Consider the following 24,151-nt stretch of genomic DNA (forward strand, 5'->3'; position numbering starts at 1 on the left):
CTATCTGTGCGCCGCAACAAGCCGCCAGGCCCGCCCTGCCCGACCCCGCCACATTGATGCTGGCCGAGGGGATTCGGGCCGCGTGCGCAGGCGGCGCAGCCTCGGGACTGCCCGCCTTATGGAACTGCGCAACGTCGCCATCATCGCCCACGTCGACCATGGCAAGACCACTCTTGTCGACAATCTGCTGAAGCAGGCCGGCGCCTTCCGTGCCAACCAGGCCGTCGCCGAACGCGCCATGGATCGCAACGACCTGGAGCGTGAGCGCGGCATCACCATTCTCGCCAAGTCCACCGCCGTCGAGTGGAAGGGCGTCAAGATCAACATCGTCGACACGCCCGGCCACGCCGATTTCGGCGGCGAGGTGGAGCGCATCCTCTCGATGGTCGATGGCGCCATCGTGCTCTGCGACGCGGCCGAGGGCCCGCTGCCGCAGACCAAGTTCGTGCTGACCAAGGCGCTGGCCCGCGGCCTGAAGCCGATCGTCGTCATCAACAAGGTCGACCGCCAGGACGCCCGCGCGGACGAGGTGCTGAACGAGGTGTTCGACCTCTTCGCGGCCCTTGGCGCCAATGACGAGCAGCTCGACTTCCACACCCTCTTCGCCTCCGGCCGCCAGGGCTGGGCCGACACGACGCTCGATGGTCCGCGCAAGGACCTGTCGCCGATGTTCGACCTGATCCTGAGCCACGTGCCGGCGCCGACGGTCGATCTCGACGCGCCCTTCGCGATGAACGCGACCATCCTGGAGGCCGACAACTTCCTCGGCCGCGTGCTGACCGGCCGCATCGAGCAGGGCGTGGCGCGCACCAACATGCCGGTGCGCGTGCTGCGCCAGGACGGCACGGTGGTCGAGACCGGCCGCCTGACCAAGCTGATGACCTTCTCCGGCCTCGACCGCGTTCCGGTCGACGAGGTGCAGGCGGGCGACATCTGCGCCATCGCCGGCCTGTCGGACGCGACCATCCCCGACACCATCGCCTCGCCCGAGGTGGCGGCCCCGCTGCCGGCCATCCCGATCGATCCGCCGACCCTGTCCATGACCTTCCGCATCAATGACGGCCCGCTCGGCGGCCGCGAGGGCAAGAAGGTCACGTCGCGCCAGATCCGCGACCGTCTCTTCAAGGAGACCGAGGGCAATGTCGCGATCCGCGTGAAGGACAGCGAGGAGGCCGACAGCTTCGAGGTCTCCGGCCGTGGCGAGCTGCAGCTCGGCGTGCTGATCGAGCAGATGCGCCGCGAGGGCTTCGAGCTGACCATCGGCCGCCCGCGCGTGCTGACGCGCGAGAACCCCGAGACCGGCGAGCGCGAGGAGCCCTTCGAGGAAGCCGTCATCGACGTGGACGAGGAGTTCTCCGGCGTCGTCGTCGAGAAGATGTCGCTGCGCAAGGGCATGATGCAGGACATGCGGCCCTCCGGCGGCGGCAAGGTGCGGCTGGTGTTCCACATCCCGTCCCGCGGCCTGATCGGCTACCACGGCGAGTTCATGACCGACACGCGCGGCACCGGCATGATGAACCGCCTGTTCCTGGGCTACCAGCCCTGGGCCGGGCCGATCGAGGGCCGCATCAAGGGCAGCCTGATCTCCAACTCCGACGGCGAGGCGGTGCAGTACGCGCTGTTCTCCCTGCAGGAGCGCGGCACCCTGTTCGTGGACCCCGGCGCCAAGGTCTATACCGGCCTGATCCTCGGTGAGCATTCGCGCGAGAACGACCTCGACGTGAATCCCATCAAGGAAAAGAAGCTGACCAATGTCCGCGCCGCCGGCAAGGACGAGGCCCTGCTACTGACGCCGCCGCGCCGGATGAGCCTGGAGCAGGCCATCGCCTATATCGAGGATGACGAGCTGGTGGAGGTGACGCCCTCGGCCATCCGGCTCCGCAAGCGCTACCTCGACCCGCATGAGCGCAAGAAGAACGCCCGCCGCGCCGAGAGCGAGGCGGCCTGAGACCAGGGGGCGGACCCATAGGGGGCGGACCGGGACACCGGCCCGCCCCTTTCGCCGTCAGGGGGGCGGATCGGCCGGCGGGTCGCTCCGCAGCGTGATCCAGACCACCCGCGCCGGCACCTCCCCCGGATTGTCGAACATGTGCGGCACGGCGCTCGGGAAGCGGAAGGTGTCGCCCGCCTCCAGCAGATGCGCCTCCTGCTCCAGCCACAGGCGGAGCGTGCCGGAGAGGACGTAGCCGGCCTTCTCGCCCTGGTGGCGGAAGAAGTCGGCGCCCGAGGAGCCGCCCGGGCTCAGCGTCAGCTCGTAGATCTCCATCTGCCCCGGCCCGCTCGGCGCCAGCGCCTCCTTCAGCACGCCGCTCGGCGTCAGGCGCAGCACGCGGCGCTGGCCCCGGCGCACGATGTAGCGGCCGGGCGCCGCCGCCGCCGGGCGCTCCTCGAAGAAGAAGGACACCGGCACCTGCAGCGCCAGGCTCAGCATCCTGAGGCTGCGCACCGAGGGCGTGGCCAGGCCGCGCTCGAGCTGGCTGATCATCCCGGCTGAAAGCCCGGTACGCCGCCCCAGTTCCTGGATCGACAGCCCGCGGCGCTGGCGCAGCAGCCGCACCGCCTCGCCGAGGCGGCGGTCGCTGGCCGCCTCCTCCTCCGGCTGGTGAAGGGGAACGGGCGCTTCGGGTCCGGCTTTCACGGGGCCTGTCCTCCCTGCCGCGGATCGGGGGCGATTGACAGCCAGCTTCGATGAGGCTGAACATCGGCGCAACAATTATGACCACGGTGAACAGGCCGGGGCCGCCGGGAGACACCGGCACGGGGATGCAGTTGCGGCGTGACGACCCCTCCGGGCAGGAGCCACGGTCGGTCGAACGGGAGACGTGGCCATGAGCGACTTCGATGCCGGCGCGCGCTGGCGGCAGATCCTGGGCCCGAGCCGTCGGGGCCTCTTCGCCATCGGGGCCACGGCGGCGGCCGGGCTCGTGGCGCGGCCGGGAAGGACACAGCCGGTGGGGGCGCAGCCGAAAGCGCCCGCCAAGCCCAGGGGGCAGGTGGTGGTCGGCCTGTCGCAGGAGCCCACCGTCTTCCACCCGCTGATGCCGGGCATCGAGGTGGACCAGGGCGTCTGGTGGAACCTGTTCAGCACGCTCTGGTTCATCGACCCGGACGGCACCTTCGTCCCCGACCTCGCCGCCGAGATCCCGACCCAGCGGAACGGCGGCATCTCCGCCGACGGCCTGCTCTGGACCATCAAGCTGCGGCGCGACGCCAAATGGCATGACGGCACGCCCTTCACCGCCGAGGACGTGAAGTTCACGCTGGAGCTGATCAATAACCCCGATTTCCGCGTCCGCAATCGCGTCGGCCACAGCCTGGTCAAGGACATCCGCGTGGAGGCGCCGGACCGCATCCAGTGGCGGATGGAGACGGCCTACGCGCCCTATCTCTCCATCCTCTCGCTGACCTTCATGGTGCCGAAGCACCTTCTGGCCGGAGTCGCGGACCCCAACCTCTCGCCCTTCAACCACGCGCCGGTCGGCACCGGCCCGTTCCGCTGGGGCAGCCGCGCGGCGGGTGACAACGTCACGCTGCTGGCCAACCCGGCCTATCACGGCAGCGGCCCGCATCTCGAGCGGGCGGTCTTCAAGTACATCCCCGACCTGACGGTGCTGTACACGCAGTTCCGCACCGGCCAGGTGGACTATACCGGCATCGCCGGCATCAGCCCGAACTTCGCCGATGAGGCGAAGGGGCTGCGCGGGCGGAAGGTCCACGTCAATCCGACGGCCTCGGTCGAGAGCATCGCGCCCAATCTCGAATCCGGCCCCTGGGCGGACAAGGCGGTGCGCGAGGCGCTCTACCTCGGCATGAACAAGCAGGCGCTGATCGAGGCGCTGTACTACGGCCTGCCGACGCCCACGGAGTCCTTCCTGCCCAACCAGTCCTGGGCGATCGAGAAGGACCTGCCGAAGCACGAGTACAATCCCGGCAAGGCCAACGCGCTGCTCGACGCCGCCGGCTGGAAGCGGGGCGCGCGCGGCATCCGCGAGAAGGGCGGGCAGCGGCTGGAGATCGCCAATTCCACCACCACCGGCAATCCGATCCGCGAGCAGGCGCAGCAGTTGCTGATGCAGGACTGGCAGGCGGTCGGCGCCTCGATGAAGATCCAGAACATGCCCGCCGCCGTCATCTGGGGCGAGTTCTGGCAGCAGTCGAAGTTCAGCTCGGTGATGGTCGCCGTGAACTACCAGCTGGGCGGCGATCCGGACGTGACGCCGCGCTTCAGCAGCAAGGCGATCGGCGCCAAGGGCGGGCGCGGGCAGAACAACATCCAGTTCCAGAACGCCGAGGTGGACCGCCTGCTGGCGGAAGGCGCGACGGAGTTCGACCAGGACCGGCGCAAGGCGATCTACGGCCGCATCCAGCGGATCATCCGCGAGGAGCTGGGGATCCTGCCGATCTTCCAGCAGGCCCTGGTCGAGGGCACGAAGGAAGGGCTGAACGGCTTCCGGCCGAACATCAACACCTCCTCCAACTGCTGGAACATCCGCGACTGGTACTGGTCCTGACGACCACGCGCCGCGCCGCCCACCGACCTTCCACCACGACCAGCCTCCAGGAGCCCGTCCATGTCGCCTCCCGTCGATCGCATCGCCGGCGATGAACGCCTGCCCGCGCAGGCCGATGTCGTCGTCATCGGCGGCGGCATCATCGGCGTCTCCGCCGCCTACGCCCTGGCGCAGAAGGGGCATTCGGTGGCGCTGATCGAGAAGGGCCATGTCGGCGGCGAGCAGTCGAGCCGGAACTGGGGCTGGTGCCGCCAGCAGGGCCGCGACCGCCACGAGATCCCGCTGGCGCGCGAGAGCCTCGCCATCTGGGGCCGCCTGCACGAGGAGATCAACGCCGATCTCGGCTTCCGCCGTCGCGGCGTCATGTGGGTGACGAAGGACCCGGCCGAGCTCGCCTCCTGGGAGCGCTGGGCGAACATGGCGCGCGAGATGCAGGTGCACAGCCACATGCTGAGCGCGGCGGAGGTGAAGGAGCGCCTGCCGGACAGCCAGGCGGGCTGGGTCGGCGGCATGGAGACGCCGAGCGACGGCCGCGCCGAGCCCTCCATGGCGGCGCCGGCGCTGGCCGCCGGGGCGCGGCGGCTCGGCGTGAAGCTGTTCCAGAACTGCGCGGCGCGGGGCCTCGAGACCCAGGGCGGGTCGGTGAGCGGGGTGGTGACGGAGAAGGGTACCATCCGCACGAGCGCCGTGCTGCTGGCCGGCGGCGCCTGGTCCACCCTGTTCTGCCGCCGCCACGGCATCGCCCTGCCGCAGCTGATGGTGAACGGCACCGCCTTCCGCACCACCACGGGCGAGATGCTGCTGGCCGGGGCGCTCGGCACGCCGGGGCACTGCATGCGGCGGCGGGAGGATGGCGGCTACACCGTCGCCTTCCGGGGGCGCGGCACGGTGCACATCACCCCGGACAGCCTGCGCTATGGCCGGCAGTTCTGGCCCACCTTCGTGCAGCGGCGGGCCAAGCTGAAGCTGACGCTGGGCCGGCCCTTCTTCCAGGCCCTCCTCGCCGGCGCCCGCTGGTCGATGAACGAGGTGACGCCCTTCGAGAAGACCCGCGTGCTCGATCCGGCGCCGGACATGACGCTGGTGGAGCAGGCACTGGCCTCGCTGAAGGCCGACCTGCCGAGCCTCGGCGAGCTGGACTGCGCCGAGGCCTGGGGCGGCACCATCGATTCGACCCCCGACGCGGTGCCGGTGATCTCGGCGGTGGACGGGCTGCGCGGCTTCTTCCTGGCCACCGGCTTCAGCGGCCACGGCTTCGGCATCGGCCCGGCGGCGGGGCGGCTGGCGGCGGACCTGGTGGCCGGGGACGCGCCGATCGTCGATCCCACGCCCTATCGCTACAGCCGGCTGGTGGACGGCACCCCTCTGGCGCCGGCCGGAGCACTCTGAGTCGAGGCGGTCAGCCCAGCAGCTGCCCGATCACCCGCGCGGTATAGTCCACCACCGGGATCACCCGGCGGTAGTTGATCCGCGTCGGGCCGATGACGCCGATGGCGCCGACGATCTGCTCCTTGCCGTCGCGGAAGGGCGCCACGACCATCGACAGCCCGGCGCTGCTGAACAGCCCCGATTCGGCGCCGATGAAGATCTGCACGCCCTCGCCGCGCTGCGCCAGCTCGAGCAGGCGCAGCATGGTCTCCTGCGCCTCCAGCCGCTCGAACAGCGCCTGGATCTCCTGCACGCGGGCAATCTGGTCGAGGTTCTCCAGCAGCTTCGCCTGGCCCCGCAGGATCAGCGAGCCGCCGCCGCCGCCGGCCCAGGTGGCCAGCCCGGACTCGATCATCTGCTGCGTCAGCGCGTCGAGCGCCGTGCGGTTGGCCTGGATCTCGTCCGCCACCGTGGCGCGCGTCTCCTCCAGCGTGCGGCCGGAGAGGCGGGCATTGATGAAGTTGCTGGCCTCGCTGAAGGCGCTGGGGGGCAGACCGGGCGGCACCTCGATGACGCGGTTCTCCACCTGGCCATGCGCGTTCACCAGCACCACCAGAGCCCGCCCGGGCGAGAGGGCGACGAACTCGATATGCTTGACCGCCGCCTCGGTCTTGGGCGCCACCACCAGCCCGGCGGCGCCGGCGAGGCCCGAGAGCATCTGCCCGGCCTCGGACAGCGTCTCCTCCATGCTGCGGCCCGAAGCGGCGCAGCGCGCGGCGATGGCGTCGCGGTCCTCCTCCGAAAGGTCGCCGAATTCCAGCAGGCCGTCCACGAAGAGGCGCAAGCCACGCTCGGTGGGCAGGCGGCCGGCGGAGGTGTGCGGCGCGAAGAGCAGCCCGGCCTCCTCCAGATCCGCCATGGCGTTGCGGATGGTCGCCGGCGAGAGGGTCAGCGGCAGCCGGCGCGAGAGGGTGCGCGAGCCCACCGGCTCTCCCGTCTCCACATAGAGCTCGACGATCTGGCGCAGGATCGCCGCGCCGCGGCTGTCGAGTCCCGCCGCGCCGGCGGCCTTGCGGCCGGACGAGAAGAACGACGAAGCGGATCCCCTGGCCAAGTTCCTCGTATCCTTCATCGGGACAGCTCTTTTTGCCTCCCTCTCAAGCAGGCGTGAAGCCCCGTGGCGCCGACGCGGCGCCATCCTGTCATGCGCCGACACATCATGGCCACGAAGCCGTTGCATCCTCCCTGTAATTCGGAGTGCCGCAGGGCGCGGACAAGCGCAGGAGGGCATCATGACGGATATGACCGGTTCCCGGATCTGGCCCCTGGCCCTGCTCGGCTGGCTCGCCGCCGTCCCCGCCGCCACACGCTCCGGCGAGGCGGCCGGCGCCGCGCCGCAGGAGACCCGGACCGCCCCGAGGATGGAACAGAACCGCGCCGCGCCGCTGTCGCGCTACAGCGATTCGGGCACCGGCCCGGCCGCGCCGCGCCGGGAGCGGAAGGGATGAACAACCCGGTGATGAACGGCTTCCTGGCCGCGCTGCTGCTGTTCGGCCTGGGCGCCGGTGCCGCCGGCCTGCTGCTCGACCGCGCCTCGCGCCACCCGGCGGCGGCCACGGCGCTGCTGGCCCTGCTGCTGATCGGCCTGTCCTGGGGCGGCACGGTGATGCTCGGCGAATGAGCCTCAGCCGCGCCAGAAGCGCGGCATGAACAGGATCAGCACGGTGAAGAGCTCTAGCCGGCCCAGCAGCATGGCGAAGCAGAGCAGCCACTTGGCGCCGTCCGGCAGGTTGCCGAAATGCCCGGCCGGCCCGATCACCGGACCAAGCCCCGCGCCGACATTGGAGAGCATGCTGACGGCCGCGCTGGCGCTGGTCAGGAAATCCAGCTCCATCGCCATCAGCAGGATGGTCAGCACGCCGTAGCAGATGAAGTAGAGGGTGAAGAACACCACCACCGAGCCGATCACGTCATCCGGCAGCGGCTTGCCGTCATAGAGGCGGGGAAAGACACCGCGGGGATAGAGCAGGCGCAGGAACTGGCCGCGCAGCATGACCGCCATCACCTGCAGGCGGAAGATCTTCATGCCGCCGGTGGTGGAGCCGGTGCAGCCGCCGACGAACATCAGGCCGAACACCAGCCCCACCACCCCGCCGCCCCATTGCGTGTAATCGGCCGAGGCGAAGCCGGTGGTGGTGACGATGGAGACCGTGGCGAGGGCCGCGTGCTGCAGCGCTTCCCAGACCCCGTAGGTGCCGCGCAGCACCAGCCAGAGCGTCAGCCCGGCGGTGACCGTTGCGACCAGCCCGAGCAGCGCGCGCACCTGGCTGTCGCGCAGGAGGGCCCAGTCCCGCCGCACGAGGCGGACATAGAGGACGAAGGGCAGCGCGCCGGCCAGCATGCCGGCGATGGCGATCCAGTGCACCGCGGGATTGTCCCAGCGGGCGAGCGACTGGTCGGAGGTGGAGAAGCCGGCGGTCGAGATGGTGGTGAGCGCATGCGCGGCGGCGTCCAGCGCGTCCATCCCGGCCAGCGCGTAGGCGAGGCCGCAGAGCACGGTCAGCGCCAGATAGGTCAGGACGATGGCCAATGCGATCTGCCGCACGCGCGGCATGACCTTCTCCGAGCGGTCGGAGCTTTCGGTGCGGAAGAGCTGCATGCCGCCGACGCCGAGGGTCGGCAGGATGGCCAGCGCGGTGGCGATGATGCCGATGCCACCCAGCCATTGCAGCAGGGCGCGCCAGAGCAGGATGCCCGGTGGCGCCTCGTCCAGCCCGCTGACCGCCGTGGAGCCTGTGGTGGTCAGGCCGGAGACGGATTCGAAGACCGCGTTTGTCAGGTTGCCGCCAAGGCCCGGATGTTGCGACAGCAGGAAGGGCACGGCGGCGAAGGCGCAGATGGCGAGCCAGCTCAGCGGCGTCAGCACGAAGGCCTGGCGCAGGTTCAGCCCGGCCTGCAGCTCGCAGCGGGTCAGGCGTTGCAGCAGCCCGCCGGCCAGCGCGGTGCCGAGGGCCGAGGCGGCGAAGGGCCGCCAGTCGGGATGGCCCTGCGACAGGTCGAGCAGGGCCGGCAGCAGCATGAAGCCGCCCAGCACCAGCAGCATGCGCGCGATGAGCTGCAGCACCGGGCGCAGCGGAGGCGGCGCCCAATGGCCACCCGCCGCAGGGGTCGCCGCCGGGCCGGATCGGGCGCCGCCGGGCGGCGGACGCGCCGTGGCGTCGCTCACGCGCCCTGGCCCGGGGCGCTGCCCGGCAGGGCGATCAGCGCCTCCGCCGCCTCGCGCGCCGTATAGGCCATGACGGCGATGATGTCGTCGCCGGGCGCCACGGTGGTGGCCGCGTCCGGGATGAAGGCCCTGCCGTCCCGCACCACGGCGCCGATCAGCATGCCCGCGGGCACGCCCACCTCCCCCAGCGGCGCCGAGACGAGACGCGAGCCGGCCAGCGCGCGCGCCTCGATCACCTCGCCGAAATCGCCGCGCAGCTGGTAGATCTGCGCCACGGCGCCGCGCCGCACATGGCGCAGGATGGAGGAGATGGTGATGCTGCTCGGGCTCACCACGGCGTCGATGCCGAGGGAATCCACCACCGGGGCGTAGGAGGCCTTGTTCACCAGGGTGATCACCCGGCCGCAGCCGGCCCGCTTGGCCAGGACGGACACGAAGATGTTCGTCTCGTCGTCGTTGGTGACGGCGACCAGGGTATCGACCTCGGCGATATTGGCCTCCTCGAGCAGTTCGCGGTCCAGCGCATCGCCCTGCAGCACCACGGTCCCGCTGCCGAGCGTCTCGGCGATGTGGGCGGCGCGTTCCGCCCCGTGCTCGATCACCTTGAGCGAGACCAGCGCGTCGCGCTTCAGCATCCGCGCCAGATGCAGGCCGACATTGCCGCCGCCGACAATGACGACCCGGCGCGCCGCCTGCTCCCGGTGGCCGAACACCGCCATCACGCTGTCGACATGCTCGGGCTGGGCGATGACATAGACATCGTCGCCGCAGGCCACCTGATCGTCGGGGCCCGGCACGAAGGCCCGGCCCTCCCGGACCAGGGCGACGACGACATAGCCCCGGCCCTCCGCCGCCTGCCGCAGCTGGCCCAGCCGGGCGCCGGCGATGCCGCAGCTGGCATCGTCGCAATGGATGCCGAGCAGCTGCACCTTCCCGTCGGCGAGCGGCACCATGTCGAAGGCGCCCGGCGTGCGCAGGCGGCGGGCGACGCCGCGCGCCACCTCCACCTCCGGCGAGATCACCACATCGACCGGCGGCGGCCTGGCCTCGCGCCAGATCGGCTCCAGATAGCCATGATGGCGCAGCCGGGCGATGCGACGTTTCACATGGAACAGTGCATGAGCGACCTGGCAGGCCACCATGTTCACCTCGTCCGAGCGGGTGACGGCGATCAGCAGGTCGGCCTCCCGCGCCCCGGCGCGGCGCAGCGCCTCGGGATGCGAGGCGAAGCCCACCATCCCCCGCACGTCATAGCTCTCGTCCGCCCGCCGCGCCGCCTCGGCCGAGGCATCGATGACGGTGACGTCATTGCCCTCCATCGCCAGATGCCGGGCGATGGTGGTGCCGACCTGCCCGGCGCCGCAGATGATGACCTTCATGACCACCGCGCTCCCGCCTGCGCTTCTGCTCTCAAGGCCGCGCGTCGCCGCCGGGTTGCGCGATGAAGGCGATGCCGCAGCTCAGATGGTAGAGGCTGCTGGCCGGGGCGGGCTCCGGACTCATGCCGCCCTCCGCCAGCCGGCGTTCATGCCAGAGCCCGTCGGGCCGCAGATAGGTGGCGAGCACGCGCCGTGCCTCCGCCTGCTCGGCCGGGTCGCCGCCCAGCGCAGCGGATTTCAGCCGCTCGGTCTGCGGCCAGAGGCGGGCGCCGCCGGCGATCACCCGCCCATCGCTCCAGACCGCGTCGCGCAGGGCGCCGGTGGCCGGGTCGCGGCCATGCGCGGCCAGGAAGCGGCGCAGCGCCGCGACCGCGCCGGCGGGGGCGGGCCGGCCGGACAGCCGTGCCTGCCAGTCGAGCAGCCAGAGCCATTCGCTGTGGTGCCCCGGCTCCGCGCGGTGCGGCGATTCCAGCGGGCGGAGGTCGTCGTCGTAGAACTCCGCCAGGCAGCCATCCGGCAGGAAGCGGGCCAGGAAGAGGTTCAGCAGCGCCTCCGCGCCGCGCAGGAAGCGGACCTCGCCGAAGGCCTCGGCGGCGGCGAGGCGCGCCTCCAGCAGATGCATGTGCGGATTCTGCCGCCGGGGCAGGGCGGGAGGGAGGGATTCCAGATAGCCGCCCGAGGCATGCGCCAGCCGCTGCTCGATGAAGTCGTCCAGCGCCAGCGCCTCGCGCCGGAGCGGCTCCGGCGGCACCACGCGGCTGGCGGCCGCCAGCGCCAACAGCACGAAGGCGTGGTCGTAGAGGTCGCGCCGGCCATCGATGACGCGGCCATCCAGCGCGAAGCGCCAGGCATAGCCCCCGTCCGGATGGGCGGCGGTGCGGCGCAGGAAGTCGAGGCCGAGTTCCACGGCCTCGTCCGCACGTGGCAGGCCATGCCGCCGCGCCAGGGCGAAACTGTAGATCTGGCGCGCCGCCACCCGCAGGCGGCGGAAGGTGGCCGTGCAGGCATGGTCGTCCAGGGTGAGGCTCTCGTGGAAGGCACGCGCGCGCCAGTCGATGCCGCGCTCCAGCCAGAGCGGCCATGCCCGTCGGCTCAGCCAGAGCCAGAGATTCTCACCTTCCACAGGCCCGGCCGTTAACCCGGCCACCCGGCCGGCGTCCAGGGGCCGCCGGGGCGCCTCATTCAGGCAGCGCGCCGTGCTGCCGCAGGAAGCCCAGCAGGGGCAGCAGCGGCAGGCCGAGGATGGCACTGTGCTCGCCCTCGACCCTGTCGAAGAGTTGGATGCCCGGCCCCTCCAGCCGGTAGGCGCCCACCGAATGCAGCACCGCCTCGCCCTCCAGCGCCAGGTAGCGGTCGAGGAAGGCCTCGGTGAAGGGGCGCATGGCGAGCCGCGGCGCCGCCACATGCTGCCAGACGCGCCGGCCGTGCCGCCAGGCCACCAGCGCCGTGTGCAGCACATGGGTCCGGCCCCGCAGCGCCAGGAGCTGGGCGCGCGCCGCGGCAATATCCTCCGGCTTGTCGTACCAGTCGTCGCCGCAGACCAGCAGCTGGTCCGCGCCCAGCACCAGCGCCTCCGGCTCGCGCCGGGCGATGCGCCCGGCCTTGGCCTCGGCCAGCAGGAGCGCGGCCTCCGCCGGCGGGATGCCCTCGGCCCGCGCGGCCTCCTTCAGCGCCGCCTCGTCCACCCGGGCGGGGTGCGCCTCGAAGGCCAGCCCGGCCCCGCGCAGCAACGCCGCGCGGGTGGCGGAGGAGGAGGCCAGCAACAGGCGGATCACGCGCCGATATCCGCCGGCTTCGGGGGCGGCGCCTGGTTGCGGCGGGTGTGCCACGCCTCCATGAGCTGCAGCACGGTCGCCGCCGTCTCCTCGATGGAGCGGCGCGTCACGTCGATGACCGGCCAGCCATGCGTGGTGCAGAGCCGGCGCGCCGCCTGGATCTCGGCCTTCACCGCCTCGAAGTCCACATAGTCGTTGGTGTCCTGCCGCACGCCGCCGCTGCCGATCAGCTTCAGCCGGTGCCGGCGGATGTCGATCAGCGCCGTCGTGTCGATGGTCAGCCCGATCACCGGGCAGGGCGGGTCGAGCAGCTCGTCCGGCAGCGGCGCGCCGGGCACGATCGGCACATTCGCCGCCTTGATGCCGCGATTGGCGAGGTAGAAGCAGGTCGGCGTCTTGCTGGAGCGGGAGACGCCCACCAGCACGCAATCGGCCTCGGCGATGCCGGCCACGCCCTGGCCATCATCATGCGCCAGCACGTAATGCATGGCGTCGATGCGGCGGAAATAGTCGGCGTCCAGCACGTATTGCGCGGCGCGCTTCTCCCGCGCCTGCTGGCCGATCTGCGCCTGCAGCAGGTCCATCACCGGGTCCAGCACCGAGAGGCAGGGGATGCGGAGCTGCTGGCACACCTCCTCCAGCGCATGCCGCAGCGAGCGGTCCACCAGGGTGAACATCACCGGCCCGGGCTCGGCCTTGATCCCCTCCAGCACCTGCTCGAGCTGCAGATGCGAACGCACCAGGGACCAGCGGTGATGCACCACATGCGGGTCGGCGAAGCGCGACAGGGTGGCGCGGGCGATGGAATTCAGGGTCTCGCCGGTGCTGTCGGAGACGAGATGCAGGTTGATCATGCGGGGCGGGCGTTTCCGTGGTTCAGGCTGTGGTCTTGCCGGGGAGGTTTGTCGGGGGATCGGTCAGGGGAGAATAGCGGGGATTGCTGTGGACATTGGGGAAAACCGAGCGGCAGCGGAAGGCCCCTGGGTGAATCGGGGATGAAATCCGCATTTTCAGGGGGTTGGGGGCAACTGGGCACATCTGTCCGCAGGACTCTGTGGAAAAGCCCGAAAACCGGCCTTTAAGCTGGGTTTCCGCTCGAGTCGGGCCTGTGGAGAAGCTTGTGGACAGACATCGGCGATATTGTGTCCCCCTTATCCACAGGGCCTACAGACCCCCCATCTTTCTTAAAGACTCTTTTTCAGAGAAAGGGGCGCCATGGAACACGCATCGAAGCCACTGCTGCGCGCCCTTGCCGGGGAGGCGATCTGGCCCCCGCCCTTCTGGCTGATGCGCCAGGCCGGGCGCTACCTGCCGGAGTACCGGCAGCTGCGGGCCCAGGCGGGCGACTTCATCCGCCTGTGCACGACGCCGGAACTGGCCGCGGAAGTGACGCTGCAGCCGCTGCGCCGCTACGGCATGGACGGGGCGATCCTGTTCAGCGACATCCTGATGCTGCCCTGGGCCATGGGGCAGGGGCTGCGCTATGCCGAAGGGGAAGGCCCGCTGCTCGAGCCGCTGCGCGACGCGGCGGCGATCGCGGCGCTGGACCCCGAGGGCGCGCGGGCGCGGATCGCGCCCATCCTGGAGACGGTGGCGCGGGTGCGGGCCGGGCTGGCTCAGGAAGCGCCGCGCGCCGCCTTGATCGGCTTCGCCGGAAGCCCCTTCACCGTGGCCTGCTACATGGTGGAAGGGCGGGGTGGCGGTGAGTTCGCCCAGGCCAGGCGGATGGCCTATGGCGACCCGATCCTGTTCGGAAAATTGATCCGTATCCTCGTCGATTCAACCGTGGATTACCTCCTGGCCCAGGCTGAGGCCGGTGCGGAGGCGCTGATGCTGTTCGACAGCTGGGCGGGCCTGCTGCCGCCGGCGCAGTTCCGCCGCTGGTCGATCGAGCCGGCGGCCGCGATCGTGCGCGGCATCCGCAAGGTGCGGCCGGACATCCCGCTGATCGGCTTCCCGCGCCTGGCCGGGCCGCTGCTGGTGGAATATGCGCAACGGGTAGGGGCGGAGGCCGTGGCGATGGACACCGGGATGGACCCGCGCTGGGCGGCGGCGCAGGTGCCCGCGCAGGTCACGCTGCAGGGCAATCTCGACCCCCAGGCGCTGGTCGCCGGCGGGGCGGCGCTGGAGGCGGAGGCGCGCGCGATCCTGGCGGCGATGCGGGGGAGGCCCTTCGTCTTCAACCTGGGCCACGGCGTCGTGCCGCCCACGCCGCCCGAGCATGTGGCGGCGCTGGCGCGGCTGATCCGCATCGGCTGAGGCAGCCGGCGCCGCAACAGCGCACGGGCCATGGGCGTTCCCTCCTGGATGCTCTTCAGGGGGCCCCCTCCCCTGGGGCCCCCGTGGAGCCGCGCATGACCCCTGTCCGTTACGATTCCGCCCTGGAGCGACCCGCCGAGGACGAGGCCGAGACCGTGTCGCGTCTGGCGGCGGCGCTCAGAACCATCGGTGAGACCACCCTGGCCGATGAAGGCCATGCCCTGCGCGGCGTGCACGCCAAGAGCCACGGCCTGGTCAAGGGGGAGATGACGGTGTCGGAGGGCCTGCCGGCCGAACTGGCGCAGGGCCTCTTCGCCACGCCCGGGCGTTATGCGGTGGTGATGCGCTTCTCCACCAATCCGGGCGACCTGCTGGACGACAGCATCACCGTGCCGCGCGGCCTCGCGCTCAAGGTGCTGGACGTGCCGGGCGCCCGCCTGCCGGGCGCCGAATCCGGCCGCAACCAGGATTTCGTCATGGCCAACGCGCCGGCCTTCGCCGCCGCCGATCCGAAGGCCTTCGCCGGCAGCCTCAGCCTGCTGGCGCGCATCACGGATCAGCCGCAGGGCCTCAAGAAGGTGGCCTCGGCGGTGCTGCGCGGGGCGGAGAAGGTGGTCGAGGCGGTGGGCGGGGAAAGCGCCCTGCTCAAGAGCCTGGGCGGCCATCCCGGCACCTCGATCCTGGGAGAGACCTTCTGGACGCAGGTGCCGCTGCGTCACGGCACGTATGTCGCCAAGCTTTCGGTCGCGCCGGTGGCGCCGGAGCTGGTGGCGCTCGCTGGCAGCAAGGTCCCCACCTCCGGCCACCCGGATGCCCTGCGCGACCAGATGCGGGCGCATCTGAGCGCGCATGGCGGCGCCTGGGAGGTGCGCGTGCAACTGATGACCAATCCCGAGACCATGCCGGTGGAGGATGCCTCGGTGGCCTGGCCGGAGGAGGAGAGCCCCTATGTCGCGGTGGCGCGCATCACCGCGCCCCCGCAGCCCGGCTGGGATGCGGCGCTGAGCCGCGAGATCGACGATGGCATGGCCTTCAGCCCCTGGAACGGGCTGGAGGCGCATCGCCCGCTGGGCGGCATCATGCGGGCCCGGCGGCCGACCTACGAGCAGTCCGCCCGCTTCCGCGCGGCGCACAATGGCTGCCCCGTGATGCGCTGAGGGATGCGCCGGGGCGGCCGCGGCCCGCTTCCCCCGGCCGTCCCGGAAGCGCAGCGCCCTGGTACCATAGAGCGGCCGGCGGCAGACCTGGCGGGAGACCAGGAAGGCCAGCGGTGAGGTCGCCATCACGGGCACGGCGAGGGGGTGGTTGCTGGTCATCTCCATGACGATGACGGCGGGGACGGTCGAGGGAGCCGGGCGGGGCAGCGTGTCCGGCAGGTGGCGCGGCCCATGGATCAGCGCGCTGGTGGGGCTGGTGGCGACAGGCTCCGGCCTGCTTAGACCCCCTCCGGGTCCTGGCCCTGACGCCGGGCGGGCCCTGATGCGGGGCCGGCTCTTGTCGCGGGGCGGGCTTCGCCGGTATCCCGCGGGGGTGAGGTGAAGCGATGCGCGTGCTGGTCCTGGAGAATTCACCCCTGGCGCCGATCGGCCATTTCGGTGACTGGCTGCGGCGGCGGGGCGCCCGGCTGGAGGTGCGGCCGGGGTCGGAGGTGGCGGAGGGCCCGCTGCCCGGGGCCGATCTGATCGTCAGCCTGGGCTCGCCGCGCGCGGCCTATGAGACAGAGGACTGGATCGCCCGGCAGCGCGCGCTGCTGGCGGCCTGGATCGCGGCGGAACGGCCGGTCATCGGCCTGTGCTTCGGGGCCCAGATGATCGCCGCCGCCATCGGCGGCACGGTCGCACCCAGCGGCACCTTCCACGAGGGCTGGATGGAGACGCAGGACTGCAGCGGGCCGCTCTGGCGCGGCCCCTGGATCCGTTGGCACGGCGATCATGTCACCCTGCCGCCCGAGGCCGAGGTGATGGCGCGCTCCGAGGGCACCATCCAGGCCTTCCGCCATCGCCGGGCCCTGGGGTTGCAGTTCCACCCCGAGGCGAACGCCGGCTGCATCGCCGACTGGATCGGCTTCACCCCGCCGGAGCGTCTCGCCGCCAGGGGCATCGATACGGCGGCGCTGCTGGCCCTGACGCGCGAGCGCGACACGGCCTTCGCGGCGCGGCGGGAGGCGCTGTTCGGGGAGATGCTGCGGCTGGTGGGCCTCTGAGGGCGGAGCCCCGATCGCGCCCCCTACCGCTTCGACAGATCGACCAGCCCGGCGAAGCCGGTCTCGGTGCCGAAGGCCAGATGCGTGCCGGTGGCGTTCCAGGCGAGCGCCGAGACCGGTCCGCGCCCGGGTGCCGCGACCGGGACGATCTTGCCCGAGCCGATCTCGGCCATCAGCACCAGCCCGTCCTGGAAGCCCGCCGCCACCACCTCGTGCTGCGGGTGGCAGGCGACCTGGGTGCAGAGCACGCCGTCGCCGCCCGCGAGTTCGAGCGGCGGCTTGCCCATCGGCCCGCCGGCGAAGAAGGGCCAGAGCACGATGCAATCCGCCCCGGCGGTCGCCAGCCAGCGGCCCTTGGCGGTGAAGGAGAAGGACTTGATCTTGGAGGGGTAGCCGGACATCCGCATGTCCTGCTGGTCGGTCAGGCGCCAGCCATGCAGGGCGTTCTCCTGCATCGTCGTCACGACATGCGTGCCGTCCGGGCTGAAGGCGACGCGCTGGTGACTGCCCTTCCAGGGCAGGACGCGCGGCTTGTCCTCCTTGCTGTTCACGAACCAGAGGCTGGCGCCGTTGTAGTGCCCGGCGGCGATGCGCTTGCCCTTGGCATCGAAGGCGACGCCGCCGACGGTGGAGGGATGCGCCAGCGTCTTGAGCCGCGCCCCCGCCCCGTCCAGCAGGTGCACCTGCTTGCCGACCGAGGCGGCGCGCAGGCCGGAGGGGTGGCTGGCGAGGTGCTCCACCCATTTCATGGCGCCGAAATCGGCCAGTTCCGTGACCGTGCCGTCGCCCGCCACGGTGATGAGCCGGCCGTCGTCGCCGCCCGAGAGGAAGCCGCCGGCCACGTCCGGCACCAGGTCGAGGCAGGCCCCGTCATGCGCCTCGATCCGCCGCCAGCCGGCCGCGGCCTCCGCCGCGTCGGCCAGGCGCAGTGTGCCGTCGCCGAGCGCGAAGGCGGCGCTGCTCCCCTCCCGCCCGAAGGCGACGGCGACGATCCAGGCGCCGAACTCGGCGGAGGTGCCGCGCTCGCGCAGCAGGAAATCGGCCTCGGCGAGGCCCGCCTGCGCCGCGTCGCTCATGCCGCCTCCACGGCGCAGCCCTCGAAGCCGCGGCGCAGCTGGGGGCGGTTCAGGTTGCGGCCGATGAAGACGATCTTGGAGTGGCGCGGCTCGCCCTCCTTCCAGGGGCCGATGAAGTCGCCATCGGCGATCATGTGCACGGCCTGGAAGGCGAAGCGGCGGTCCTCGCCCTGGTAGGCCAGCACGCCCTTGGTGCGCAGCAGATCCTGCCCCTTCACCTGCAGGAGCTGGCCGATCCAGGCGTTGAACTTCTCGGGGTCGATCGCCTTGTCGGTCTCGAAGGAGACGCTCATCACCTCGTCGTTGTGCTCGTGCTCGTCCGAGGTCAGGAAGTCCGGCGCGTGCTGCAGGATGCGCTCGAGGCTGAAGGCCTCGCGGCCGATGACGCTGTCGATCGGCACGTCGGACTTGGTGGCGCGGCGGATCTCGGCATAGGGGTTGATCGACTTGATGCGGCGCTCGACCTCGGCGGCCTCCTCCTCGCTCACCAGGTCCATCTTGTTCAGCACGATGAGGTCGGCGAAGGCGATCTGCTCCTCCGCCTCGGCGCTGTCCGCCAGCCGGGCCAGCAGGTTCTTGGCGTCCGCGACGGTGACGATGGCGTCGAGCCGCGTGGCGCGCTTGACGTCCTCGTCCATGAAGAAGGTCTGCGCCACGGGGGCGGGGTTGGCGAGGCCCGTGGTCTCGACGATGATGCCGTCCAGCCTGCCGCGCCGCTTCATCAGCCCGCCCAGGATGCGGACGAGGTCGCCGCGCACGGTGCAGCAGATGCAGCCGTTGTTCATCTCGAAGACTTCCTCGTCGGCATCGATGACGAGGTCGTTGTCCACGCCCAGCTCGCCATACTCGTTGATGACCACGGCGTACTTGCGGCCGTGGTTCTCGCTGAGGATGCGGTTCAGCAGGGTGGTCTTGCCGGCTCCCAGATAGCCGGTCAGCACGGTGACGGGGACGGTGTCGGCGGTCTCGCTCATGGATGACGGCTCCTGCCTGAGGGGGCGCGGTTCGAAGTCCTTGGGGCTGCTATATGATACGCTTCGCCCCGGCGGTCACGGGGGCGCATGGCTGCTGCCCTGAAGGGCCGGGCCAGGGGGGCTCCGGCCACCGAGGCCCCAAGGCCCCCGGCGCGCGGAGACGGCGAAACTACGGCGCCTTCCCCAGGCAGCCCTCCGCCAGCAGGCGGAAGGCCGCCGCGCGGTGGCTGATGCGGTGCTTCTCCGCCGGATCCATCTCGGCGAAGGTCTGGCTGTGGCCCTCGGGGACGAACATCGGGTCGTAGCCGAAGCCCTTCGCGCCGCGCGGCGGCCAGATCCACTGTCCCGGCGCGTGGCCCTCGAAGCCTTCCGTGTGGCCGTCCGGCCAGGCCAGCACCAGCGCGCAGGTGAACCAGGCGGCGCGGTCGGGGGCATGGCGCGCCAGCCTCTCCACCTTGGCCATGGCGGCGGCGTAGTCGCGCGTGCCGTCGGACCGCTCGGCCCAGTCGGCGGTGTGGACGCCCGGCGCGCCCTCGAGCGCGGCGACGGAGAAGCCGCTGTCGTCGGCCAGCGCGACCAGGCCCGAGGCGCGCGCCGCGGCCAGCGCCTTCAGCGTGGCATTGCCCAGGAAGCTGGTCTCGGTTTCCTCCGGCACCGGCAGGCCGAGATCCTTCGCGCTGACGATCTCGATGCCGTGTTCGGCCAGCAGGGCGGCGTTCTCCCGCACCTTGCCGGCGTTGTGGCTGGCCATGACGATGCGGCGCTCGGCGAGGCGGCGGCGGGCGGTCATGGCGTCAGGCCTTGCCGACCGCGCGGCGCTGCGCGGCGAACAGCTCCGCCATGCCCTTGCGGGCCAGCGCCTGGAGCGACTGGAGTTCCGCCTCGGCGAAGGGCGCGCCCTCGGCGGTGGCCTGGACCTCCACGATGCCGCCCGCCCCGGTCAGCACGAAGTTGGCGTCCGCCTGGGCGGCGCTGTCCTCGGCATAGTCGAGGTCGAGCACCGGCTCGCCCTTCCACAGCCCGCACGAGACCGCCGCCACCTGGTCGCGCAGCGGGTTGCGCGCGATGACGTTCTTCAGCACCGCGTGCTCGAAGGCCTGGTGCAGCGCCACCCAGGCGCCGGTGATGGCGGCGCAGCGGGTGCCGCCATCGGCGGTCAGCACGTCGCAGTCGAGGATGATCGCCATCTCGCCCATCGCCTTGCGGTCCACCACGGCGCGGAGCGCGCGGCCGATCAGGCGCTGGATCTCCTGGGTGCGGCCGGACTGCTTGCCGCGCGCCGCCTCCCGCTCGCCCCGGCTGTGCGTGGCGCGCGGCAGCATGCCGTATTCCGCCGTCACCCAGCCCTCGCCCTTGCCGCGCAGGAAGGGCGGCACGCGCGGCTCGATGCTGGCGGTGCAGAGCACCTCGGTCAGCCCCATGCGGATGCGGCAGGAGCCCTCGGCATGGCGCGCCGCGCCAGGCTCCAGGAGGACGGGGCGGAGGGCGTCGGCGGCACGGCCGGAAGGGCGCATCGGCGGGGTCTTTCCATGAACGTCTGGGCGCCAGGGAATGCGGCGCCGGGCGCGGCGCTGTCAAATGGCGGCCGCGCCCCGGCGCCCCAGGCCGGAACCGTGAGCTGGAACCGTGAGCTGGAACCGTGAGCTGGAACCACCGGCGGGGCCGGTCGTTGAGGAAACGCACAGCAAGGGATTTGCGGATCATGGAGCAGAATGACCTCACCGGACGCGACTATCCCGTCGCCGAGCGGCCGGAGCCCGGGGTGCTGAGCACGGCCGAGCGCACGCTCTACGTCCTGGGCGGCCTGATCATGGCCGCGGCCGCCGCCAAGCCACGGCCCAACGTCATGCTGAACATCCTGGCGCTGGGGGCCGGCTCCTATCTGGCCTGGCGCGGCGCCGAGGGCACCTGTCCGCTCAAGGCCGAGCTGGACAAGCATATCGCCTGACGCGCCGTCTGGCCGGCCCTCCGACTGGGCCCGCGCTCGTTCAGGAGGCGGGCGCGGCGTCCTGGCGGAGCGCCTGCAGGCAGGCCGCCTCGGTGCGCCGCTCGGTGCCTGAGGCCCGGGCATTGGCGTAGCTGACCCGCAGCGGCGAGCCCGGCGCCTCCTCACGGTCCAGCACCACATCGAGGTGGCAGAAGCTACTCTGGTAGAGCCAGATCTGCGCCACCCCCTCCTCGCGCCGCAGTCGGGGTTCGCCCAGCCAGCGGCGCAGCGCCTCCGGCGACTGGCCCAGCAGGGCGGAGGCGCGGTCCGGCGCCGTGGCGAGGCGGGGCAGGGCGGGCGCCGCCGTGGGCTGCATGCCGGCCAGATTGGCGCGGTAGCTTTCCAGCACCTCCCGCAGCACGGCCTGCCGGTCGGGGGAGGCGGGCTGCGCGGCGCAGGCGCCGAGCAGCAGCAGCGGAACCACGCGACGCAGGATCATGGCGAGGGAAGGCCAGGCGCCGCCATGGTGCCGCCGCGCGAGCCGGCTCAGGCCTCGCCGTGGCTCGTGGCCATCGGCTGCGCCGTGTAGGACGGCGCCGGGTTCTCGCCCAGCATCTCCATCCGGCCGGAGAGCTGGCCGCCTTCCTCGACCTGCAGGCGGCGGCAGCGCGCCACGCCCAGCACCCGGCCGCTGGCGCGGATCACCAGATTGCCGCGCGCCGTCAGCGTGCCGTCGAAGGTGCCGGCGATCTCGGCATCCTCCACCTCGACCTCGCCCTTGAAGACGCCGGTCTGGCTGATGTTGAGCTCGGCCGCGTGCAGCATCTGGCTCTCCACCATGCCCTCGACCACGAGGCGCTCGGCATCGGTCACCGTGCCCTGCAGGCTGATGCCGCGGCCGACCACCATGGTGCGCCGGTCCGGCACCGCGGCCGGCGCCGGGACGGGCGCCGCGGCGGGCCGGGTGGTCAGGCCATTGGCGACGGGCGCCCCGCCGGCGCTCACCGGCGGCCGCGGCGGCACGCCGACGGGAGCATGGCTGGGCTTCGGCGGCATGGTCATGGAAGGCTCCTGGCTGCTGATCGGGCTGGTCGCGGGCCGGAAGGGCGGAACGGCCAGATCGGGATCGCGCGCCACCGGCAGGGTGGTCGGCACGGCATCGGAATCCGGCGCGCCGCCGGCTCCGGGCGCGGACGGGTTGGGCTCTTCGCGGCGGCGGAAGATGGACATCAGGTCCCCCTGCGACGGTGTCTCGGGCATTGGCGACACGGAAAAGGACAATCGGCGGTCGGCCCGCCCCGCGCGCGGGGCAGGGGCGGGCCATGACGGGCTATCACGCACCCGCCCCGGCGGACAACGGGGGTCGGGCGAGAAAGCCGGACCCCGCGCGGGGTTTTACCGCCGCCCCGTCCTCCGGCCCCACGGAGCCCATGGCGCGGCGGGCCCGCCCTATCCGCCCGCCGCCCCGGCTGCTATCGCGGGCGGCGGACATCAGCGGGGCCTTGCGATCCATGACAGCGGCGACCTTCGACATCCTCGGCATCGGCAATGCCATCCTCGACGTGCTGGCGCGGGCGGAGGACGGCTTCCTGACGGATCAGGGAATGCGGAAGGGCTCGATGGCGCTGATCGACACCGCCCGTGCCGAGGCGATCTACGCCGCCATGGGGCCGGGAGTGGAGAGCAGCGGCGGCTCGGCCGGCAACACCTGCGCCGTGGCGGCGGCGCTCGGCGCCCGTGTCGGCTTCCTGGGCAAGGTGGCGGAGGACGCGCTGGGCGAGGTCTTCGCGCATGACATCCGCGCCGCCGGCGTCACCTTCCCCACCGCGCCCCTGGCCGGCGGGGACCCCACGGCGCGCTGCCTGATCCTGGTCACGCCCGACGGGCAGCGGACGATGAACACCTATCTCGGCGCCTGCGTCGCCTTCGGCGAGGCGGACGTGGACGAGGCCATGGTCGCCTCCGCCGCCGTCACCTACCTCGAGGGCTATCTCTTCGACCCGCCGGCGGCGCAGGCCGCCTTCCGCCGCGCCGCCGCCCTGGCGCGCCAGGCCGGGCGGCAGGTGGCGATCAGCCTGTCCGACCCCTTCTGCGTCGGCCGCCACCGCGAGGCCTTCCGCGCCTTCGTCGCCCGCCACACCGACATCCTCTTCGCCAACGAGGACGAGGTGATGTCGCTCTACGAGGCCGACAGCTTCGAGGCGGCGATGGAGGCGGCGCGGCGCGACGTGAAGCTCGCCGCCCTGACCCGCAGCGAGCGGGGCAGCGTCATCCTCGCCGGCGACGAGACGCACCACATCCCCGCGGCACCGGCCCGGGTGGTGGACACCACCGGCGCCGGCGATGCCTACGCGGCCGGCTTCCTCGCCGCCCTGACCCGCGGCCACGCGCTGCCGGAATGCGGCCGCTGGGGCTCGCTCGCCGCCGCCGAGTGCATCGGCCATTTCGGCGCCCGCCCGCAATCCGACCTGAAGGCGCTGGTCGGCGCCGCCTGAGGGGGGTTGCCCGAGGGAGACCGGCCGCCGCCATGGGTCCCTGGCTCGACGCCTTCGTCGCCACCTTCGGCATGATCGCGCTGGGCGCGCTGCTGCGCCGGCGCCTGCTGCCGGAGGCGGCGCTCTGGGCGGGCATGGAGCGGCTGGTCTTCCTGGTGCTGTTGCCGGCGCTGCTGGTCTCCTCGATCGGCGCCGTGGATCTCGCCGCCCTGCCGCTCGGTGGCCTGGCCTTCACCATCTGGGGCAGCCTGCTGGCCGGCACGCTGCTCTCCCTGCTGCTGGCGCGGGCGCTGGGCCTGGCGCATCCGGCCACGACCTCGGTGCTGCAGGGCGGCATCCGTTACAACAACCTGCTGGCCTTCGCCGTGGCCGGGGCGGTGCACGGCCCGGCCGGCATCGCCTTCGGCGGCATCGCCACCGGGCTGATCGTGCCTTGCGTGCAGGTCATCATTACCATCGTCTTCGCGCTCGGCGGCGAGCGGCGGCCTTCGCCGCTGCGGGTGGCGCGGCAGATCGCCACCAACCCGCTGCTGCTCGCCTGCGCCGCCGGCATGGTGCTGGCCCTGCTGGGCGGTCCGCCGCCCGGGCTGAACGGGCTGCTGCGCGGGCTGGCCCAGGGTTCGCTCGCCGTGGGTCTTCTCTGCGTCGGCGCGGCGCTGGCGCCCGGGGCGCTGGCCGACCGGCCGCGCATCCAGGTGCCGACGGCGGTGCTGAAGCTGCTGGTGATGCCGGCCATCGCCAGCCTGCTGGCCTGGATGGCCGGGCTGGAGCCGGCGGTCGCGGCCATCGCCATCCTGTTCATGGCCCAGCCCACCGCCACCACCGCCTATGTCCAGGCCCGCGCCATGGGCGGCGACGCGCCGCTGATGGCGGCCATGATCACCACCCAGCACATCCTGGCCATGGTCTCGCTGCCCCTCTGGGTGGCGCTGCTGGCGCGATGAGGGAGGAGGCCGCA

Annotated in this window: 24 protein-coding genes; 11 read left to right on the forward strand and 13 right to left on the reverse strand. The window is 72.1% G+C overall.

Annotated elements, in window-relative coordinates; translation table 11 throughout:
• Nucleotides 1–118 precede the first annotated feature (118 nt).
• Entirely contained in the window at nt 119–1,948 is a 1,830-nt protein-coding gene (gene typA, locus D9598_RS13460) for a translational GTPase TypA (RefSeq protein WP_198367043.1), read from the forward strand.
• A gap of 57 nt (nt 1,949–2,005) precedes the next feature.
• Here the strand turns inward: typA and D9598_RS13465 are convergent, their stop codons facing one another.
• Nucleotides 2,006–2,638 (reverse strand): cupin domain-containing protein, encoded by a 633-nt coding sequence (locus tag D9598_RS13465; protein ID WP_198367044.1) that lies wholly within the window; start codon nt 2,636–2,638, stop codon nt 2,006–2,008.
• Between the two features lie 190 nt (nt 2,639–2,828).
• Here D9598_RS13465 and D9598_RS13470 point away from each other — a divergent pair, with 190 nt between their 5' ends.
• Together D9598_RS13470 and D9598_RS13475 are read left to right on the forward strand one after the other, a co-directional pair.
• Nucleotides 2,829–4,511, forward strand: a complete 1,683-nt coding sequence (locus tag D9598_RS13470; RefSeq protein WP_198367045.1) for a peptide ABC transporter substrate-binding protein — start codon at nt 2,829–2,831, stop codon at nt 4,509–4,511.
• 60 nt (nt 4,512–4,571) lie between these two features.
• A complete protein-coding gene (locus tag D9598_RS13475; RefSeq protein WP_198367046.1) occupies nt 4,572–5,900 on the forward strand; it encodes an FAD-binding oxidoreductase in 1,329 nt (442 codons plus the stop codon).
• A 10-nt stretch (nt 5,901–5,910) separates the two neighbouring features.
• On the opposite strand, the gene hrcA is transcribed toward D9598_RS13475, so the two are convergent.
• Entirely contained in the window at nt 5,911–7,011 is a 1,101-nt protein-coding gene (hrcA, locus tag D9598_RS13480; protein WP_370592021.1) for a heat-inducible transcriptional repressor HrcA, read from the reverse strand.
• A gap of 160 nt (nt 7,012–7,171) precedes the next feature.
• Here hrcA and D9598_RS13485 point away from each other — a divergent pair, with 160 nt between their 5' ends.
• Nucleotides 7,172–7,387, forward strand: a complete 216-nt coding sequence (locus D9598_RS13485; RefSeq protein WP_198367048.1) for a hypothetical protein — start codon at nt 7,172–7,174, stop codon at nt 7,385–7,387.
• Nucleotides 7,384–7,560 (forward strand): hypothetical protein, encoded by a 177-nt coding sequence (locus D9598_RS13490; protein ID WP_198367049.1) that lies wholly within the window; start codon nt 7,384–7,386, stop codon nt 7,558–7,560. The genes D9598_RS13485 and D9598_RS13490 overlap by 4 nt, the downstream gene beginning before the upstream one ends.
• Nucleotides 7,561–7,563: 3 nt before the next feature.
• Here D9598_RS13490 and D9598_RS13495 read toward each other — a convergent pair whose 3' ends face one another.
• From D9598_RS13495 to D9598_RS13515, 5 genes are read right to left on the reverse strand one after another with little or no spacing between them, the layout of a single operon-like run.
• Nucleotides 7,564–9,105, reverse strand: coding sequence for a TrkH family potassium uptake protein (locus D9598_RS13495; RefSeq protein ID WP_370592022.1), 1,542 nt, complete (start codon nt 9,103–9,105; stop codon nt 7,564–7,566).
• Entirely contained in the window at nt 9,102–10,484 is a 1,383-nt protein-coding gene (trkA, locus tag D9598_RS13500) for a Trk system potassium transporter TrkA (protein ID WP_198367050.1), read from the reverse strand. The genes D9598_RS13495 and trkA overlap by 4 nt, the downstream gene beginning before the upstream one ends.
• 31 nt (nt 10,485–10,515) lie before the next feature.
• On the reverse strand, nt 10,516–11,607 hold the full coding sequence (locus D9598_RS13505; protein WP_198367051.1) for an AGE family epimerase/isomerase: 1,092 nt from the start codon (nt 11,605–11,607) through the stop codon (nt 10,516–10,518).
• A gap of 55 nt (nt 11,608–11,662) precedes the next feature.
• On the reverse strand, nt 11,663–12,256 hold the full coding sequence (locus D9598_RS13510) for a Maf family protein (protein WP_198367227.1): 594 nt from the start codon (nt 12,254–12,256) through the stop codon (nt 11,663–11,665).
• On the reverse strand, nt 12,256–13,113 hold the full coding sequence (locus D9598_RS13515) for a pyruvate, water dikinase regulatory protein (protein WP_198367052.1): 858 nt from the start codon (nt 13,111–13,113) through the stop codon (nt 12,256–12,258). The genes D9598_RS13510 and D9598_RS13515 overlap by 1 nt, the downstream gene beginning before the upstream one ends.
• Nucleotides 13,114–13,474: 361 nt before the next feature.
• Between D9598_RS13515 and hemE the strand changes: the two genes are divergently transcribed.
• The 3 genes from hemE to D9598_RS13530 all read left to right on the forward strand — a co-directional run bounded on the left by hemE (nt 13,475) and on the right by D9598_RS13530 (nt 16,721).
• Nucleotides 13,475–14,518: a uroporphyrinogen decarboxylase gene (gene hemE, locus D9598_RS13520; protein WP_198367053.1), complete on the forward strand. Its 1,044-nt coding sequence runs from the start codon at nt 13,475–13,477 to the stop codon at nt 14,516–14,518.
• A 95-nt stretch (nt 14,519–14,613) separates the two neighbouring features.
• Nucleotides 14,614–15,675 carry a catalase family protein gene (locus tag D9598_RS13525; RefSeq protein WP_198367054.1) on the forward strand — a complete coding sequence of 354 codons (1,062 nt, stop codon included), beginning with the start codon at nt 14,614–14,616 and terminating at the stop codon, nt 15,673–15,675.
• A gap of 386 nt (nt 15,676–16,061) precedes the next feature.
• Nucleotides 16,062–16,721 (forward strand): type 1 glutamine amidotransferase, encoded by a 660-nt coding sequence (locus tag D9598_RS13530; protein WP_198367055.1) that lies wholly within the window; start codon nt 16,062–16,064, stop codon nt 16,719–16,721.
• Nucleotides 16,722–16,744: 23 nt separating this feature from the next.
• Here the strand turns inward: D9598_RS13530 and D9598_RS13535 are convergent, their stop codons facing one another.
• From D9598_RS13535 to rph, 4 genes are all read right to left on the reverse strand, one after another.
• On the reverse strand, nt 16,745–17,797 hold the full coding sequence (locus D9598_RS13535; RefSeq protein WP_198367056.1) for a WD40 repeat domain-containing protein: 1,053 nt from the start codon (nt 17,795–17,797) through the stop codon (nt 16,745–16,747).
• Complete coding sequence (locus tag D9598_RS13540) at nt 17,794–18,771, reverse strand: GTP-binding protein (RefSeq protein ID WP_198367057.1); 978 nt, start codon at nt 18,769–18,771, stop codon at nt 17,794–17,796. The genes D9598_RS13535 and D9598_RS13540 overlap by 4 nt, the downstream gene beginning before the upstream one ends.
• 169 nt (nt 18,772–18,940) lie before the next feature.
• Nucleotides 18,941–19,561 (reverse strand): non-canonical purine NTP pyrophosphatase, encoded by a 621-nt coding sequence (locus D9598_RS13545; RefSeq protein WP_198367058.1) that lies wholly within the window; start codon nt 19,559–19,561, stop codon nt 18,941–18,943.
• 4 nt (nt 19,562–19,565) lie between these two features.
• Nucleotides 19,566–20,285 (reverse strand): ribonuclease PH, encoded by a 720-nt coding sequence (gene rph / locus D9598_RS13550; RefSeq protein ID WP_198367059.1) that lies wholly within the window; start codon nt 20,283–20,285, stop codon nt 19,566–19,568.
• A gap of 188 nt (nt 20,286–20,473) precedes the next feature.
• Here rph and D9598_RS13555 point away from each other — a divergent pair, with 188 nt between their 5' ends.
• Nucleotides 20,474–20,719 carry a hypothetical protein gene (locus D9598_RS13555; RefSeq protein ID WP_198367060.1) on the forward strand — a complete coding sequence of 82 codons (246 nt, stop codon included), beginning with the start codon at nt 20,474–20,476 and terminating at the stop codon, nt 20,717–20,719.
• 40 nt (nt 20,720–20,759) lie between these two features.
• Here the strand turns inward: D9598_RS13555 and D9598_RS13560 are convergent, their stop codons facing one another.
• Nucleotides 20,760–21,197: a hypothetical protein gene (locus D9598_RS13560; protein ID WP_198367061.1), complete on the reverse strand. Its 438-nt coding sequence runs from the start codon at nt 21,195–21,197 to the stop codon at nt 20,760–20,762.
• 47 nt (nt 21,198–21,244) lie between these two features.
• Nucleotides 21,245–21,928, reverse strand: coding sequence for a polymer-forming cytoskeletal protein (locus D9598_RS13565; RefSeq protein ID WP_198367062.1), 684 nt, complete (start codon nt 21,926–21,928; stop codon nt 21,245–21,247).
• A 281-nt stretch (nt 21,929–22,209) separates the two neighbouring features.
• On the opposite strand from D9598_RS13565, the gene D9598_RS13570 reads away from it, so the two are divergent.
• Together D9598_RS13570 and D9598_RS13575 are read left to right on the forward strand one after the other, a co-directional pair.
• Nucleotides 22,210–23,193, forward strand: coding sequence for an adenosine kinase (locus tag D9598_RS13570; protein ID WP_198367063.1), 984 nt, complete (start codon nt 22,210–22,212; stop codon nt 23,191–23,193).
• A 32-nt stretch (nt 23,194–23,225) separates the two neighbouring features.
• Nucleotides 23,226–24,137 carry an AEC family transporter gene (locus D9598_RS13575; protein WP_198367064.1) on the forward strand — a complete coding sequence of 304 codons (912 nt, stop codon included), beginning with the start codon at nt 23,226–23,228 and terminating at the stop codon, nt 24,135–24,137.
• Nucleotides 24,138–24,151 lie beyond the last annotated feature (14 nt).

It is taken from the genome of Roseomonas sp. KE0001, from assembly GCF_016107285.1.
Taxonomy (GTDB): Bacteria; Pseudomonadota; Alphaproteobacteria; order Acetobacterales; family Acetobacteraceae; genus Pseudoroseomonas.

What these genes read in the sequence shown, in the direction of transcription:
- typA (WP_198367043.1), top strand. Translation starts at nt 119, where the DNA reads ATGGAACTGCGCAACGTCGCCATCATCGCCCACGTCGACCATGGCAAG.
- D9598_RS13470 (WP_198367045.1), top strand. Translation starts at nt 2,829, where the DNA reads ATGAGCGACTTCGATGCCGGCGCGCGCTGGCGGCAGATCCTGGGCCCG.
- D9598_RS13475 (WP_198367046.1), top strand. Translation starts at nt 4,572, where the DNA reads ATGTCGCCTCCCGTCGATCGCATCGCCGGCGATGAACGCCTGCCCGCG.
- hrcA (WP_370592021.1), bottom strand. Translation starts at nt 7,011, where the DNA reads ATGAAGGATACGAGGAACTTGGCCAGGGGATCCGCTTCGTCGTTCTTC.
- D9598_RS13485 (WP_198367048.1), top strand. Translation starts at nt 7,172, where the DNA reads ATGACGGATATGACCGGTTCCCGGATCTGGCCCCTGGCCCTGCTCGGC.
- D9598_RS13490 (WP_198367049.1), top strand. Translation starts at nt 7,384, where the DNA reads ATGAACAACCCGGTGATGAACGGCTTCCTGGCCGCGCTGCTGCTGTTC.
- trkA (WP_198367050.1), bottom strand. Translation starts at nt 10,484, where the DNA reads ATGAAGGTCATCATCTGCGGCGCCGGGCAGGTCGGCACCACCATCGCC.
- D9598_RS13515 (WP_198367052.1), bottom strand. Translation starts at nt 13,113, where the DNA reads ATGATCAACCTGCATCTCGTCTCCGACAGCACCGGCGAGACCCTGAAT.
- hemE (WP_198367053.1), top strand. Translation starts at nt 13,475, where the DNA reads ATGGAACACGCATCGAAGCCACTGCTGCGCGCCCTTGCCGGGGAGGCG.
- D9598_RS13525 (WP_198367054.1), top strand. Translation starts at nt 14,614, where the DNA reads ATGACCCCTGTCCGTTACGATTCCGCCCTGGAGCGACCCGCCGAGGAC.
- D9598_RS13530 (WP_198367055.1), top strand. Translation starts at nt 16,062, where the DNA reads ATGCGCGTGCTGGTCCTGGAGAATTCACCCCTGGCGCCGATCGGCCAT.
- D9598_RS13535 (WP_198367056.1), bottom strand. Translation starts at nt 17,797, where the DNA reads ATGAGCGACGCGGCGCAGGCGGGCCTCGCCGAGGCCGATTTCCTGCTG.
- D9598_RS13540 (WP_198367057.1), bottom strand. Translation starts at nt 18,771, where the DNA reads ATGAGCGAGACCGCCGACACCGTCCCCGTCACCGTGCTGACCGGCTAT.
- D9598_RS13545 (WP_198367058.1), bottom strand. Translation starts at nt 19,561, where the DNA reads ATGACCGCCCGCCGCCGCCTCGCCGAGCGCCGCATCGTCATGGCCAGC.
- rph (WP_198367059.1), bottom strand. Translation starts at nt 20,285, where the DNA reads ATGCGCCCTTCCGGCCGTGCCGCCGACGCCCTCCGCCCCGTCCTCCTG.
- D9598_RS13555 (WP_198367060.1), top strand. Translation starts at nt 20,474, where the DNA reads ATGGAGCAGAATGACCTCACCGGACGCGACTATCCCGTCGCCGAGCGG.
- D9598_RS13560 (WP_198367061.1), bottom strand. Translation starts at nt 21,197, where the DNA reads ATGATCCTGCGTCGCGTGGTTCCGCTGCTGCTGCTCGGCGCCTGCGCC.
- D9598_RS13565 (WP_198367062.1), bottom strand. Translation starts at nt 21,928, where the DNA reads ATGTCCATCTTCCGCCGCCGCGAAGAGCCCAACCCGTCCGCGCCCGGA.
- D9598_RS13570 (WP_198367063.1), top strand. Translation starts at nt 22,210, where the DNA reads ATGACAGCGGCGACCTTCGACATCCTCGGCATCGGCAATGCCATCCTC.
- D9598_RS13575 (WP_198367064.1), top strand. Translation starts at nt 23,226, where the DNA reads ATGGGTCCCTGGCTCGACGCCTTCGTCGCCACCTTCGGCATGATCGCG.